This is a genomic window from Amycolatopsis sp. NPDC104775, assembly GCF_055583325.1.
On the sequence record NZ_JBVJOE010000003.1, the window covers coordinates 313,007 to 327,532 of the forward strand.

A 14,526-nucleotide genomic window follows, 5' to 3' on the forward strand; every position below is an offset into this window, starting at 1 on the left:
TACTCCGCGCAACAGTCGCGCTAGCCGCGGCCTGGTGCCTGCTGACCTCCTGCACGGCGAGCGCTCCGGTGCCCGCCCCGGTGAGTTCGGCACGCCCGACGCCCACCACGCCACCGCCGACCGGCCTCGACGGACAGGTTGCCACCGGTGGCATCGGCGTCGAGTTGCTGCTGGCCAGCTCGCCGCCGACGGTGTTCGACGCCGACTCAGGCGTGCGCGGCACCCTGCCCGGCGTGCCCGGCGGACAGCGGGTGGTGTCGGTGCTGCGGGCTGGCCACACCCCGGTCGTGCTGACCGCGCCAACCTGTCAGCAGGACAGTTGCGCCCCCGCCGATGTGTACGTCTACCTGGGACTTTCGCGCCCGCGGTCGCTCGGCAAAGCGGTGAGCGCGGCCCCGGGCGCGGACGGCACCAGCCTGTGGCTGATCCGCGAGGACAGTCCGGACGTCTGCCGGTTGGAACACGTCGCGCTCACCGGTGTCTCCTTCGGCCAGGGCACGGTGGCGTCCTGCCGCACGCTCGTCCGGGTGGAGACGGCGCACGGGTTGCTGATCACCGTCGGCAGCGGCACCGCGGAGACAGTCGACGTCCTGATCGACCCGGCCACCGGACGCACCGTGCAGCAGTCGCCGCGCATCCTCGCCGCGGCCGGCGACCGGCTCGTCCTCGGCGGCCTCACCGACCTGGCCGTGCTCGACCTGCGCACCGGAGCACGGAAACCGGTGCCACTGCCGGTGCCGCGGCCGAATCCGTCCGTGCTGCCCAGCCGGGACGGCACCGTCGCCGCGGTCGATTTCGGCACCCCGTCGTTTCCCGGAACCGGCACGCAGACCCGGGACCTGTGGCTGCTGAACCTGCGCGACGGCACCTGGCAGCAAGCGCCGTCGATGCCGTACTCGACGGAGAACCTGAAACGCTCCGGCCTGGAGTGGACGGAGGCCGGCGACCTGATCGTGGCCGACGGGGTGGTCGCGGCGTGGCATCCGGGCGAACCGGCTTGGCGGCTGGGAAAGGCGAAACTCGCCGCGGCGCAGCAGGCCGCCGGGGTCGCGACCTCCTGAACTCAGTCCTCGTCCAGCCCGTGTTCGATCGCGTACCGCGCCAGCTCGACCCGGTTGTGCAGCTGCAGCTTCCGCAACGTCGACTGCACGTGGTTTTCGACCGTCCGATGCGACAGCACGAGCCGCTCCGCGATCTGCCGCGCGGTCAGCCCCTTCGCGACCAGCCGGAGCACGTCGGTCTCCCGGTCGGTGAGCCGCGGCGGTTCCGGCACGCCGTCCGGGGCGTCGGCCATCCGCCGGTATTCGCCGAGCACCAGGCCCGCCAGACCGGCGGTGAACACCGGATCGCCGTCGGCCGTACGCCGCACCGCGTCCACCAGTTCTGCCGCGGACGCCGATTTCACCAGGTAGCCCGACGCGCCCGCCTTCACCGCTTCCAGCACGTCGCTGTGCTCGCCGCTGGCCGAGAGCACCAGCACGCGCGTGTCCGGCGCCGCCGCGGTGATCTCGCGGGTCGCCTCGACGCCCGACGTGCCGCCGAGGTTCAGGTCCATCAGCACCACGTCGGGCCGCACCGTGCGCGCGATCCGGATCGCCGCCGGGGCGTCCGGCGCGGTCGCGGCCACCTCGAACCCGTTCTCGGACAGGTCGCGGGCCACGCCGTCGCGCCAGATCGGGTGGTCGTCGACCACCATCACGGAGATCGTCCGTTCCGTCATCGCCCGTCCCTCATCGTGGCTGGCACCCGCACCTCCCACTCCGTGCCCCGGCCGGGAGCGCTGTCCAGCACCGCGGTCCCGCCGAGGTCGGCCACCCGGCCGCGAATCGACTTCACTACTCCGAGACGGCCCTCGGCCGCCGCTCGTTCCAGCCTGCCGCCCTCGATTCCCGGTCCGTCGTCGCGGATGCTCACCACGACCTCGCCGCCGAGGTCTTCCAGCAGCACCCAGGCGTGCGCGTCCGGACCAGCGTGTTTCTCCACGTTAGCCAGTGCTTCGCGGGTGATCGCGACGAGTTCCTCGGTGACGTGCGCGGGCAGGTCCACCGTCCCGGCCGGCGTCGACACCTGCACCGACGTGGTCGCCAGCAGCTGCAACGCCGAACGGAGATCCGCGGTGTCGCCGGACCGCGTCGGCTCGCTGCTCACCAGTGCGCGCAACGCGATCTCCTGCTCTCCCGCGAGACGCGCCAGCTCCGCTGCTTCACCGCCTACTTCGAGACCGCGACGTCGTACGCGCGCGAGCACTTGAAGCACGCTGTCGTGAATCGAGCGCGCGAGCCGTTCACGCTCGGCCGTCGCCGCTTCGGTGCGGAGTGCGCGCGCGAGCGCTTCGGCGGACGTACGGGCGAGCGTCGCCGCCATGCCGACAAGGAGACCGCTCGCGCACAACAGCACTCCGTCGCGGACAACGTCGAGATCGATCTTCTCGCGCGCGATGCCCGTGCCCACTGCGACGACAAGGCCCGCCACTACGCCGCCGCGCGCACCGAAGCGCGTAGCCGCCGCGAGGGGACCGACCGCTGCCCACACCGTGGTGATCAACGGCGAAGCCGCTTCGTACTGCGCGTCCGAGAGAATCCACGGCGACGTGAGCATGAGGCCCGTGGTGAGGGCGACGTCGAAAATCACCAGCCAGCGGTGCCGTCCGCTCTCGCGCGCGTACGCGAGACTTGACGCGGCAGACCACGCGCCCATCACCCCGACGACCAGCCACGCCAGCCATGGCCGTTGAAAGTCGGTGTGGTGCGCGATCACCACCGCCAGCGCGAACAGCCACGTGACGACACGCAACACGACAACGCCGCGCCACAGCGGCGTCGCCGGATCTCGGGTGGAACGAACGCTCACTTCTTGTCTTCTGTGCTCTCTTCGGTCCCGGCGTCCTTGTCGTCGGCGCCTTCTTCGGGATCGTCGTTCGGATTCGCGGCTTGGCTGTGCAGCGCGTCGACCGTCGCCGGATCGGGATCGTGTTCGTGCAGCAGCGACCGGACCCCGGCGTTGAGCACGGCCAGCAGCGGCACCGCGAGCAGCGCGCCCGCGATCCCCGCGGCGACCAGGCCGGTGGCGATGGCCAGCACCACCGCGAGCGGGTGCAGCCGCACCGCGCGGCCGAGCAGCAGCGGCTGCAGCACGTGGCTTTCCAGCTGCATCACGCCGACCACGATGGCCAGCACGATCACCGCGCCGATGATGCCCTTCGACACGAGCGCGATCAGCACCGCGACGCCGCCGGTGATCAGCGCGCCGATGATCGGGATGAACGCGCCGAGGAACACCAGCGTCGCCAGCGGGATCACCAGCGGCACGCCGACGATCCACAGGCCGATGCCGATGCCGACCGCGTCGACCACGGCCACCGCGGCGGTCGCGCGGATGTAGCTGACCAGCGACGCGAAACCGCGCCGTCCCGCCACGTTCACCCGGTTGCGCACCCGCTGCGGCACGCCGCGCACCAGGAACGTCCAGATGTTGTCGCCGCCGGCGAGGAAGAAGATCGTGACGAACAGCGTCAGCACGAAGCCGGTGAGGATCTCGCCGACGGTGCCCGCGGTGGTCAGCGCGGTGGTGGTGAGCGACGCCTGGTTGTTCTGCAGGAAACCGATGGCCTGGTTGATGAAGTCCTGGATCTGCTCCTGGCGCAGGTGCAGCGGACCGTTGATGAGCCAGTCCTTGATCTGGTTGAGGCTCGTGGTCAGCTGCTGCTGCAGTTCGGGAAGGCCGCTGGAGAACTGGGTGATCACGAAGGTCAGCAGGCCGCCCAGCACGGCGAGCCCGGCCACGAGCACGATCGCCGTCGCGAGCCCGCGCGGGAAGCGGATCTGGACGAGCCTCGACACCGCCGGGGCCAGCAGTGCCGACAGCAGCAGCGCGATCGACACCGGCACCACGACCGACGCGAGGTAGCCCAGCAGCCACACCACCGCGTACAGCGCGGCGACCACCACGATGAACCGCCACGACAGCGCGGCGGATACGCGCAGACCGCGCGGGATGAAGCCGGTGACATCGGCGACTGGTTCGGAAAGGGACGGTTGTTCGCGTTGTCCGCGCCCTGGCTGGCTCACAGGGTCAACCGTATCGGCCCGGCCGACGAAAACCGGGTGGATCGCCCAGCGGTCGGGCGAATCACCGCTTCGGCGGGGCCGGTGAACCGACTCCGGAGTAACCGGCCTCCTTCTCTGGGAATGACCCATCGTGAGACCCGGCCACACTCTGTGTTGTTCACACGATGGTGGCATCAAGTCGTGTCGAGGATGCGCGGCGGGCACGAAATTTGGTTGTCTCGGTTTTGCGCCACCGCGGAACTGTGCCGTTCCGCCAAAAAACCGGAATCAATTCTTGCCCGAGGAGTATTCACCTGTGACGAACGACGCTGTGCACGAGAGGCGGGGCGCGACGCGCTTCGGCCGTCTCGCGTCGCGTGCGTTGTTCGTCGTCGGCGGCGCGCTTGCGGCCACCGCGGCCGCGTGGGCCGTCTCCTCTGCCGCCGCTTCGGCGGACACCGCCGACGCGAGCGTCACGCCGGTCACCGACGCGACAGTCGCCGGGATCAGCGACGTCACCGACGGCGCGTCCCGGTTCGCCGGCGAGGTCGCCGGTGCGGTGCAAGGACTTTCGTCGTGCGGCCAGGGTGCCACCACGTGGTCTGAACCAGGCACGTCGCGGCCCACGTGCTCGCTCGCCCAGTTCAGCGGGGCGCACCGCGACGACCTCGCCGAGGGCCAGGAGGCCGCCGGAAAGGTCAGCGGCGCGGTGAGCGACCTCGGCCAGCACGCGGTGGTCAAGCCGGTGCAGCGCACGCTCGGCTCGCTCGAGCACATCGCGCGCAAGCCGGAGGACGCGCGCCAGGTGATCGCCGACGCGACCACCCCGCCGCCCGCCGCGCAGGATTTCGGCCGGAAGCTGTGGGATCTGCTCGACCCGAGCGCTCCCGCGAACCTGGTCGACCTGCCGAAACTGCCGACCGCGCCGGAACCCGCGTCCGACCAGGCTCCCGCGCCCAGCCTTCCCGAGCAGCCCGCCGAGACCGGGCAAAACCTCGGCGCCGCCTCGATGACCACGTCCGACGCACTGCAGTCGGTCTTCTCGGCGATGGACACGCAGTCCATCCATCCGGTGCAGGACGTCGAACTGCCGTCGCGGCACCACGGTGACGACGGTCTGCCCGGCGTGCCGTTCTCTCCGGCGCAGCTTCCCGCCGCGCCGCTTTCCATCCCGAACTCCCCGGCCGGTGGCAGCACCGCACCCGGAGGACACCTCGACGGCCTGCACTTCGGCGTTCCCTCCTGGGTCGTCGCCGCCGTCGACAACGCCGTGGCGGGTTCCACCCGCACCGGCCTCGCGCACACGCCGCGCACCCCGGGCGAGCAGCCCGGCGTCACTCCTGACTGATCCCCTCCACCCGCGGGGTCTTTGACGCACCGTCCGCACGCCTTTCGCGTGCCGTGGCCGTCATCGACACATATCCCGCGGGTTTTTCGCGCGCTGCGCAATTTCCGCGCACGCATTCCCCGGTGCATTCCTCAGCGACAGGAAGCACCGCCACAAACCCGCAAGGGACCCCGATATGAAGGAGAAAAACCCCATGCAGACCTGGGCAAAGCGCGGACTCCAGACCGCGTTGGTCACGGGTGGGTTGCTGATGCTGGGCACCGGCATCGCCTCGGCCGACGAGAACGTCAACCCGGACACCCCGGCCTCACCGCTGGATCTCAACGTCACCGTCCCGATCGACGAGGCCAACAACGCGATCGGCACCCCGCTCGGGCAGGTCGACCTCCCGGCGCACCACAACGAGATCAGCACCAAGCCCGTCACCTCCGCCGTCAAGGGAGCGCTCGCTTCGGCGAAGACGCCCGGCGGCTCCGCGGGCAGCCTGACCGGCAGCCTCCCCAAGGCTGACAAGCCGCGCCAGCAGCTCGAGCCGACCCAAGACGCGTTCAAGGGCAACAAGGTCAGCGGCGACCTCGTCGTCCCGATCCAGATCGTGGACAACGCCGTCGGCGTCATCGGCGACGCCCACGTGCAGGGCACCGACCACGACCAGACCTACAACCACAACCAGGACGTCGCGACCAACGGCAAGTACTCCGGCATCGCCGGAAACGTCGTGGCGCTCGACTGGGCGCTGCCGGTGCAGATCGCGGGCAACGGCGTCGGCCTGGCCGGCGGCAGCGGTGCGGTCAAGGGCGGTTCGGCGCACCAGAGCACCAGCGAGACCGGGAACATCGACACCACCGGCGAGGGCTCCGGCCTGTCCGGCAACGTCGTCGGCGGCCAGTTCGCGACCCCGGTCCAGGTGACCGGCAACGCCGCGTCCTGGATCCTCGGCAACGCCTACAGCGACTACAACGCTGACACCACCGCCACCTCCGGCGGTTCGATGAAGTCGAACGGCCAGGGCGCCTCGGGCAGCGGCAACGTGGTCGGCGCTCCGATCGCGCTGCCGGTCAAGTTCAACGGCAACGCCGGCGGCGTGTGGGGCTCGGACGCGGACTCCGTCTCCAGCTCCTCGGCCGACGCCAAGGCGGGCAACACCCGTCCGGGCAGCCTCAAGGGCATCCCGACCTACATCGAGACCGACGGGGACCACTCGTTCCTGTCCGGCAACGCCGCCGCCGCGCAGGCCAGCCCGGTCGCGAACGTCGCGTCCGTCGCCGCCTCGTGGATCGGCAACGCCGACACCGGCCTGCTCGGCCGCCAGGCCTCCTCCTCCACCCACGAGACCACGGCCACCTCCGGCGGTTTCGTGAAGACCAGCGGCAACGACGCCGCCGGCTCGGCCAACGTGGTCGACCCGGCGGTGGCGCTCCCGGTCGAGGCGTGCGGCGTGGGCGGTACCTACATCGGCCGCGCGGCCGCGAACTGCGACAACACCACCACCGCCACCTCCGGCGACGGCAGCTACACCCGCGGCAACGGCTCGACGCTGACCGGCAACATCGTCAACACCCAGATCGCTGGCGCCCCCGAGGTGCACGGCATCGGCGGCAGCCACATCGGCAACGCCACGGGCACCTCGACCGAGACCAAGACCGTCACCGCGGGCAACTACGACGGCAGCCAGGGCAACGACTCGTCCGGCTCGGGCAACATCGTGCAGGTCCCGGTGGCCGCGCCGGCCGAGGTGTTCGGCGTGGGCGGCTCGTTCATCGGGCAGGGCTCGGGCGACGGCTCCGAGACCAAGGTCGTGAAGGCGGGCGGCGGCGGCAACACCGCTGACGACTACGGCTTCCTCAGCTCGAACCTCGGCACCGTCCCGGTGTCGACTCCGGTGCAGTTGTTCGGCATCGGCGGCTCGTTCGTCGGCCAGGGCCACGGCAAGGCCAGCAACGACACCACCTCCACCGCGGGCCAGGACGTGCACGCCACCGGCGCGAAGGGCGCGGGTGCGGGCAACCTTGTCGAGGCCCCGGTTTCGCTGCCGGTTCAGGGCCACGGCGTCGGCGGCTCGGTGGCCGGCATCGGCACCGGCATGTCGGACAACCTGACCGACTCGAAGGCGGGCGGCAACGCCAGCGCCGACGGCAAGGACGGCGCGCTCGCCGGCAACATCGTCAAGGCTCCGATCGCCGGTGCGGGCACGATCTTCGGCGACGGAGTCGCCGGGGGCGCGATCGGCCACGGCACGGCCACCAACGACATCACCTCGACCGCGGGCGGCACCGCCCTCACCGATGGCGACGGCGGCGCGGTCGCGGGCGACATCGTCGGCGCGGACGCCGCTCCGGTGGCGCAGGTCTTCGGCGACGCGGTTTCCGCGGCGGGCGTGTCCTCGGGCGACGCCATGAACAACACCGTCGTCACCGACGCCGGCAAGGACACCACCTCGGGCACCGAGGGCTCGATCTCGGGCGACATCCTCGACCTCCCGGTTCCGGCTGTCGCGCAGGTCTTCGGCGACGGCGTGGCCGTGGGCGGCGTGGCGCACGCGATCGGCGACAACGTCACCGACGTGACCGACGGCGACGACGCGACCAGCACCCACGGCAGCGGCGAGGCCCTGTCCGGCTTCGACTACTACCACCCGCTGGGTGCGCTGGTGCAGGTCTTCGGCGTGCCGCTGGAGGTCCTCGGCGTGGCCACCGCCGAGGCCCCCAACTCGACCGACGTCGAGGAGCCGCCCGCGATCGACGTGCCGATCGGCGGCGAGATGGGCGCCAGCGAGCTCCCCGCGCTGCCCGCCGTTCCGGGTCTGCCGGGCCGTTCGGCCGCTCCGTCGCTGCCCGCCGCTCCGGCTCTGCCGTCGCTGCCGGGCCTGTCCGGCCTGCCCACCGCCACGACGCTGCCCGCCCCGGCGCTGCCGGGTGCCGAGCGTGCCGACGTGCCGCAGGTCAGCGGCCTGTCCACGCTGGGTCAGCTGAACCAGCTGAAGGGTGCTTCGGCGCTGCCGTCGGTGTCCGGGCTGCAGAACGGCGTCCACCTGCCGTCGGCCCCGGCCGTGCCGTCGCTGCCGGGCGTTCCGGCCCTGAAGGGCATTCCGGCCCTGCCGGGTGCGGGTGCGCAGCGTGCGGACGTGCCGGCGCTTCCCGCTCAGCTGCCGGTGAAGACCTCGCTGCCGACGCTGAACCAGCTGCCGGCCGTCACCGCGCTGCCCGCCCTGCCGGGTGCGCCGACGACCCTGCCGACCACGCTGCCGACCGCTCCGGCGATCGGTGACGCGACCGGCCCGCTGGGTGCGTTCCAGAAGCTGGCCGCGAAGCTGACCGGCATCTTCAAGAAGTGAACCGTTTCGCCTGAAACGGCCCGGGGATAACCCGGACGGGCCCGGAAGCCGCGTGCTTCCGGGCCCGTTTCGCGTGCTGGGTCAGAAAAATTCGAGCGAACGTTTCGCCAGTCCGTGCCAGAATCCGTCGATCACCGTGCGGCCCTCGCCTTCGGCCGAGCTGGCCCCGAGCGACACGAACAGCGGCGCGAAGTGCTCGATCCGCGGATGCGCCATCGCGGCGGCGGGGGCCTTGTGCTGGAAATCGAGCAACGCGTCGAGGTCACGGGCGCGCAATGCCTCGTCGCCCCAGTGGTCGAACTCCGCCGACCATCCCGGCGGGGTTCCGTTGGTGCCGTTGACCTCCTGCATCGCGCGGAGGTTGTGGGTGAAGAATCCGCTGCCGATGATCAGCACGCCCTCGTCGCGCAGCGGCGCGAGCTTGCGGCCGAGGTCGTAGAGCGCCCGCGGGTCGAGCGAGGGCATGGAAATCTGCAGCACCGGAACGTCGGCCTCGGGGAACATCTCCACGAGCGGGACGTAGGCGCCGTGGTCGAGGCCGCGGTCCGGGGCGTCGTGCACGGGGGTTTCAGTCGAATGCAGCAGCTTGCGCACCCGCGCGGCCAGCTCCGGAGCACCGGGTGCGGCGTATTTGACCTGATAGTAGCGCTCGGGGAAGCCCCAGAAGTCGTAGACCAGCGGGACCGTCGTGGTCGCCCCGAGGGTCAGCGGCGCTTCCTCCCAGTGCGCTGAAACGACCAGGATCGCGCGAGGTTTCGCCAGGTCAGCGGACCACTGGGCGAGCTGGCGGGTCCACGTCGCGTCATCGGCGAGCGGCGGCGCACCGTGGCTCAGGTACAGGACCGGGGTGCGGGTCGCCATGACTGCCTCCAAGTATTTGAAACTTCAACTACCACCGTACGCCTCGTTCGCGGTCTTGGCGAATACGCGCTCGGACGCCGGGAGAGTGCGCCAGACTCGTCCGGTGAAGTTCTTCTGCTACCACCGCGACCGCCCCGGCTCCGCCGCGTTGCGTGCCGAACTGCTTGAAGCTCATTGGTCCTATATGGACGGTTTCGCCGCCGAACTGATCGCCCGCGGCCCGACTCTGGACGGCGACGTCCCGACCGGCAGCGTGCACATCGTCGACCTGCCGGACGCCGCTGCGGCGCGCGAATTCGCTTTCGCGGAACCGAATTACCAGGCCGGTGCCTACCGGGATGTCCTGATCCGCCGTTGGGACAACGCTCTCGGTCGCACCATGTGGGACTTCCCCGGCGATCCGGAGGCGGCCAACCTGTATCTGGTGCTGGGCTTGGGTTCCGGCCCCGCCGTCGATCTCGAACCGTCCGCCGGTGACACCTTGATCGCCTACGGCCCGCTGTGGTCCGACGACGGCACCGCCTGGCTCGGCACGTCAGCGCTGGTGCAAGCCGCCGATGCCGACACCGCCCGCGCACTCCTCACCGCGGAGCACTACGCCGCGATCGAGGTGCACAACTGGGCACCCGGTGGCCGTTCCTGATCCGTCAGAGAGCCAAACGCCACACGATTCCGCCAGCCATGAGCGCCGCGAGGGCGAGAAGTGCAGCGAAAACCGTTGTCCCAGTGGTGATTCCGAGTGCGTCGCTGAGGTAGCCGGTGCCGACGGGCAGCAGCGCGGCCGGAAGGTAGCCACCGAAATTGAGCAGCGCGTTGGCCTCGGCGCGCCGTCGCTCGGGCACGTGCGTGCTGATCAGGGTGAGCCCGCCCAGCTGGCCAAGCCCCTGCGCGACCCCCGCGAGCACGGCGGTCACGACGATGGCCGCGATCCACTGCGCGTGCACCGCGACGAGCAAGGCGGCCATGCAGGCGACCCCCGCAGCGGCCCCGGCGAGCAGAATGGCGCGCACCTCAAGCCGTTTCGCCGTGAACTGAACCGCGGTCGCCGCCCCGAACATCACGAACGCGGTCACCCCGGCGAGCAGGCGATTGCTGGTGCCGAGCACGCTGGCCAGCAGCGCCGGTCCCAGCGAAAGCACGAACGACGTCGACGTGATCCCCGGCGCGAAAACCGCGATCCCGAGCGCGACGTACTTGCGCTGCGCTCGCGGCACAGCGGGAACCCGCACCCAGCCGCCCGCTCCAGGATCGACCGGACGTCGAAGCGGCAGCCGTGCCACCACGACGACCGCGCTGAGCAGTAGCACCGCCGAAACCACGAAGATCGTCACAGTCGGCCCGGGAAGGGTTTCCGACAACGCCCCGGCCAGCAGCGGCCCGAGTCCGGCCCCGAAGACCATCGCGGTGGACGCGGCGAGCGTCGCGGTACGGGCGCGTTCCGGCCCGCCGACGTCAACGACCGCCGCCATCCCCGCCGACACCGTGATGCCGACCGCGATCCCCGCGAGCAACCGTGCGACCGCCAAGGCGAGTACCGAGGTCGCGACCGCGAACAACCCGCACGCGACCAGTGCGAGCAAAACCCCAGGCAGTACCACAGGTTTCCGCCCCACCCGATCCGAAGTACGGCCCGCCACGAGCAGCGCGGCCAGCAGTCCAGCGATGTACGCCGCGAAGACCACCGTGAGCGTGCCGGCGGAGAACCCGAGCCGGTGCTGCCACAGCACATACAGCGGAGTGGGCGCGTTGGAAAGCACGAACACCGCCGTGACCGGCCACGCGGCGAGCCAGGGACTACCGGCCCGCGAGGGCGCTATGACGGCCATGGATCCTCCAGTACGAGATTATTCGAACTAGTACGAGCGAGCTCGAACATAGCAGTAGTTCGACTAAACTCGTACTGGAGTGGTTGAATGAGGACATGCGCTCGTCCTCAGTGACCGACCCGGATGCCCCGCCCGCCGAACTCCCCCCGCCCCTGCCCGAACCGGCCCGCGAAAACCTGCGGCTGGAGAGCGTCCTCGGCGCGCTGAGCGACCCGCTGCGGCTGACGATCGTGCGAAAACTGCTGCTGGAACGCGAGGCCTACGACCATCCGTGCGGCTGGTTCGGGTTCGACCGCCCGAAGTCGTCGCTGACCCACCACTTCAAGGCACTGCGAGAGGCGGGCGTCCTGCGGCAGCGGCAGTACGGGCTGGAACGCCGCAGCCGGGTGCGCGACGAGGACCTCAACACCCGCTTCCCCGGATTGCTGGATTTGGTCGCGAACTGGCAGCCCAGCGACGGTTGACCGCTGTATCCCGCCTCGCCGACCGGTCGATCTTGTGCGACGGCGGGAAAGCTCTCAACACCTGGGGGGCCGGATGAGAAGGCATGCGCCCACCTGGGCTGGGGTGGGCGTCGTAGCGGTCCTCGACATCCTTGTCGCCAATAACGGCGACTCTGTCGTTCGGGGAGTGAAGATCGACATCCGGGCGAAGGTGGGATCCCCGCACGGCTCAACAACAACCGGCCCGCTCACCCACCCGGAGGACAGGAACGGGGCACCCGACGTGCTGCCAGGGCATACGACACCGTGGACTATCGCCGTCGATGTGCCGGGCAAGGCCGTCGGCCTCGTCACCCAGGCGACGACGGACAGTCCCGCCGGGACTGTCTATTTCTCAGGCCCGCTTAGCTGAGCGAGCTTCCGCCCGGCACTGTGGCGCCACTGCGGATTCACTGCCCGTGATCGTCGGTGGCTGCCCTGAGCCGTTCCGCGGTATCGAACGACTTGGCTTGCAGTCGCTCCGTCTGATTTCGGTACCACTCCAACCAAGGGCTTTCGGCCGCTCGCCGCGTCACGAGGAGCTCCGCTCCTGCGTCGTCATCGGTTGTCACTACCTCGTAGCCGATTGAGGTCAGGATCGTCGCGATCGAGGTCCGCATCGCGGTGTCGATGGTCTTCTTCCACTGCCCGGCCGGATTGTCTGGACCGGTACGGCCCTCACTCCACCCCTCCAGCGACGCGGACCTCAAGATCGAATGGCTCACCCAATTGATAAACACACCACGATGCCCGAGGTTGTCGGCGAAGACATGCGCGCCGACCGGGCCAAGGGGATGGCCGCCGTGCAGGTAATCGGGAACCAGTGGTATCCCGGCGACTGCCAGGTCGGAGCTGACGAGATTGGCCAACAGGTACAACCTGGCGAGTTGATCTTCGGGCTCGTGCTGGTCTGGCATGTCCGCTCGTGCTCCTGGTTCCGAGTGACGCCCAGCCTCATCTCCACTTCATCAAGGAAGCGGCGATGAAGTGACCGATGAGAATAGGAAATGAGTTTTGAGACCCTGCAGGTCCGACGATCAGTCGTGGGCCAGATCGGCGAACCGGCTGTAGTGCAGCTGGTGTGCCACCACGATCGTGCTCGTCGGTCCCGCACGGTGCTTCGCCAGGATCAGGTCCGCTTCCCCGGCGCGCGGGTCGTCGCGTTCCCAGGCGTCCGGGCGGTTGATCAGGATGACGATGTCCGCGTCCTGCTCCAGGGAGCCGGATTCACGCAGGTCCGACAGCATCGGCTTCTTGTCGGTGCGCTGTTCCGGACCACGGTTCAGCTGCGAGATCGCGATCACCGGCACCTCGATCTCCTTCGCCAGCAGCTTCAGCTGACGGGAGAACTCCGAAACCTCCTGCTGTCGCGATTCGACGCGCTTGCCGGACGTCATCAGCTGCAGATAGTCGACGACCACGAGTTTCAGGTCGTGCCGCTGCTTGAGCCGGCGGGCTTTCGCGCGGATCTCCATCATCGTCATGTTCGGCGAGTCGTCGACGAACAGAGGCGCCTCCGACACCTCGCTCATCCGCCGGGCCAGCCGCGTCCAGTCGTCGTCGGACATCTTGCCGCCGCGCATGTCGGCCAGGCGGATTTTCGCCTCGGCCGACAGCATGCGCATCACGATCTCGGTCCGGCTCATTTCCAGCGAGAAGATGACGCTGGTCAGGCCGTGTTTGATGGACGCCGAGCGGACGAAGTCCAGTCCCAAAGTCGACTTGCCGACACCGGGACGGGCCGCGACGATGATCATCTGGCCGGGGTGCAGGCCGTTGGTCAGCTCGTCGAAGTCGGCGAATCCGGTCGGGATGCCCTGGGACTGGCCGCCGCGCGAGGCGATCGCGTCGATCTCGTCCATGGTCGGCTGGAGCAGGTCTTCCAGCGCGACGTAGTCCTCGCTCGTCCGGCGTTCGGTGACGTCGTAGATCGCGGCCTGTGCGCGGTCGACGACCTCGTCGATGTTCGCGCCGTCCGCCGCGGCCGCGCCGTAGCCGTACTGGACGATGCGCGTGCCCGCTTCCACGAGCCGGCGCAGCACCGCCTTCTCGGACACGATCTCCGCGTAATAGCCCGCGTTGGCCGCGGTGGGCACGGTCGCGATGAGCGTGTGCAGATACGGCGCGCCGCCGACGCGGCCGAGTTCGCCGCGCCGCTCCAGTTCGGCCGCCACGGTGATCGGGTCGGCCGGCTCGCCGCGGCCGTAGAGGTCGAGGATGCAGTCGTACACCGCCTGGTGCGCGGGCCGGTAGAAATCGCCGGGGCCGAGCGCCTCGATGACGTCGGCGACCGCGTCCTTCGACAGCAGCATGCCGCCGAGCACCGACTGCTCGGCCGCGATGTCCTGCGGCGGCTGGCGGTCGAACCCGCCGGGACCGGGGTCGCTGGGACCCGGATCGGACTCCGCGTACGCCGGACCGCGGTCATCGGTCACCGCCACTGCCCGGACACCTCCCTTGCTCAGCCGTCGTTCCGGCCTGCCCCGTCGTCTCGCGTGCGCCTGTGCTGTGCCGAACCGTGTTCGCCGCCCGCCGCACGAAGAAGCCAGTGCGATCGAACACAAGTTCGAGTATGCCGGAATCGGCCCGGCTTTCCCACTCGTCCGTCCGGTCCTCTTCGATGATGGAC

Annotated in this window: 13 protein-coding genes; 6 read left to right on the plus strand and 7 right to left on the minus strand. The window is 69.9% G+C overall.

The genetic code is table 11. The features are described 5' to 3' along the window. Positions 1-80: 80 nt before the first annotated feature. Entirely contained in the window at positions 81-1,061 is a 981-nt protein-coding gene (locus ACZ63D_RS15755) for a hypothetical protein (protein ID WP_465355014.1), read from the plus strand. A 2-nt stretch (positions 1,062-1,063) separates the two neighbouring features. Here the strand turns inward: ACZ63D_RS15755 and ACZ63D_RS15760 are convergent, their stop codons facing one another. The 3 genes from ACZ63D_RS15760 to ACZ63D_RS15770 are packed head-to-tail and all read right to left on the minus strand — an operon-like array spanning position 1,064 to position 4,067. Continuing rightward, the gene (locus tag ACZ63D_RS15760) at positions 1,064-1,720 is read right to left on the minus strand and encodes a response regulator (RefSeq protein WP_465355015.1); all 657 of its coding nucleotides are present in this window, start codon (positions 1,718-1,720) and stop codon (positions 1,064-1,066) included. Then, positions 1,717-2,850, minus strand: a complete 1,134-nt coding sequence (gene macS / locus ACZ63D_RS15765; protein WP_465355016.1) for a MacS family sensor histidine kinase — start codon at positions 2,848-2,850, stop codon at positions 1,717-1,719. The genes ACZ63D_RS15760 and macS overlap by 4 nt, the downstream gene beginning before the upstream one ends. Beyond that, entirely contained in the window at positions 2,847-4,067 is a 1,221-nt protein-coding gene (locus tag ACZ63D_RS15770) for an AI-2E family transporter (protein WP_465355017.1), read from the minus strand. The genes macS and ACZ63D_RS15770 overlap by 4 nt, the downstream gene beginning before the upstream one ends. A 295-nt stretch (positions 4,068-4,362) precedes the next feature. Here ACZ63D_RS15770 and ACZ63D_RS15775 point away from each other — a divergent pair, with 295 nt between their 5' ends. Both ACZ63D_RS15775 and ACZ63D_RS15780 read left to right on the plus strand, forming a co-directional pair. Then, complete coding sequence (locus ACZ63D_RS15775; protein ID WP_465355018.1) at positions 4,363-5,394, plus strand: hypothetical protein; 1,032 nt, start codon at positions 4,363-4,365, stop codon at positions 5,392-5,394. 193 nt (positions 5,395-5,587) lie between these two features. Continuing rightward, entirely contained in the window at positions 5,588-8,728 is a 3,141-nt protein-coding gene (locus ACZ63D_RS15780) for a beta strand repeat-containing protein (RefSeq protein WP_465355019.1), read from the plus strand. A gap of 81 nt (positions 8,729-8,809) precedes the next feature. Here ACZ63D_RS15780 and ACZ63D_RS15785 read toward each other — a convergent pair whose 3' ends face one another. Continuing rightward, complete coding sequence (locus ACZ63D_RS15785) at positions 8,810-9,589, minus strand: dioxygenase family protein (protein ID WP_465355020.1); 780 nt, start codon at positions 9,587-9,589, stop codon at positions 8,810-8,812. A gap of 103 nt (positions 9,590-9,692) precedes the next feature. Between ACZ63D_RS15785 and ACZ63D_RS15790 the strand changes: the two genes are divergently transcribed. Further along, on the plus strand, positions 9,693-10,232 hold the full coding sequence (locus ACZ63D_RS15790) for a YciI family protein (protein ID WP_465355021.1): 540 nt from the start codon (positions 9,693-9,695) through the stop codon (positions 10,230-10,232). A gap of 4 nt (positions 10,233-10,236) precedes the next feature. On the opposite strand, the gene ACZ63D_RS15795 is transcribed toward ACZ63D_RS15790, so the two are convergent. After that, positions 10,237-11,415, minus strand: a complete 1,179-nt coding sequence (locus ACZ63D_RS15795) for an MFS transporter (RefSeq protein ID WP_465355022.1) — start codon at positions 11,413-11,415, stop codon at positions 10,237-10,239. Between the two features lie 95 nt (positions 11,416-11,510). Between ACZ63D_RS15795 and ACZ63D_RS15800 the strand changes: the two genes are divergently transcribed. Continuing rightward, positions 11,511-11,879: an ArsR/SmtB family transcription factor gene (locus ACZ63D_RS15800; RefSeq protein ID WP_465355023.1), complete on the plus strand. Its 369-nt coding sequence runs from the start codon at positions 11,511-11,513 to the stop codon at positions 11,877-11,879. A 166-nt stretch (positions 11,880-12,045) separates the two neighbouring features. Then, entirely contained in the window at positions 12,046-12,270 is a 225-nt protein-coding gene (locus tag ACZ63D_RS15805) for a hypothetical protein (RefSeq protein ID WP_465355024.1), read from the plus strand. Positions 12,271-12,307: 37 nt separating this feature from the next. On the opposite strand, the gene ACZ63D_RS15810 is transcribed toward ACZ63D_RS15805, so the two are convergent. Both ACZ63D_RS15810 and dnaB read right to left on the minus strand, forming a co-directional pair. After that, positions 12,308-12,814 carry a hypothetical protein gene (locus tag ACZ63D_RS15810; RefSeq protein WP_465355025.1) on the minus strand — a complete coding sequence of 169 codons (507 nt, stop codon included), beginning with the start codon at positions 12,812-12,814 and terminating at the stop codon, positions 12,308-12,310. A 120-nt stretch (positions 12,815-12,934) separates the two neighbouring features. Beyond that, complete coding sequence (dnaB, locus tag ACZ63D_RS15815; RefSeq protein WP_037809085.1) at positions 12,935-14,338, minus strand: replicative DNA helicase; 1,404 nt, start codon at positions 14,336-14,338, stop codon at positions 12,935-12,937. Positions 14,339-14,526 lie beyond the last annotated feature (188 nt).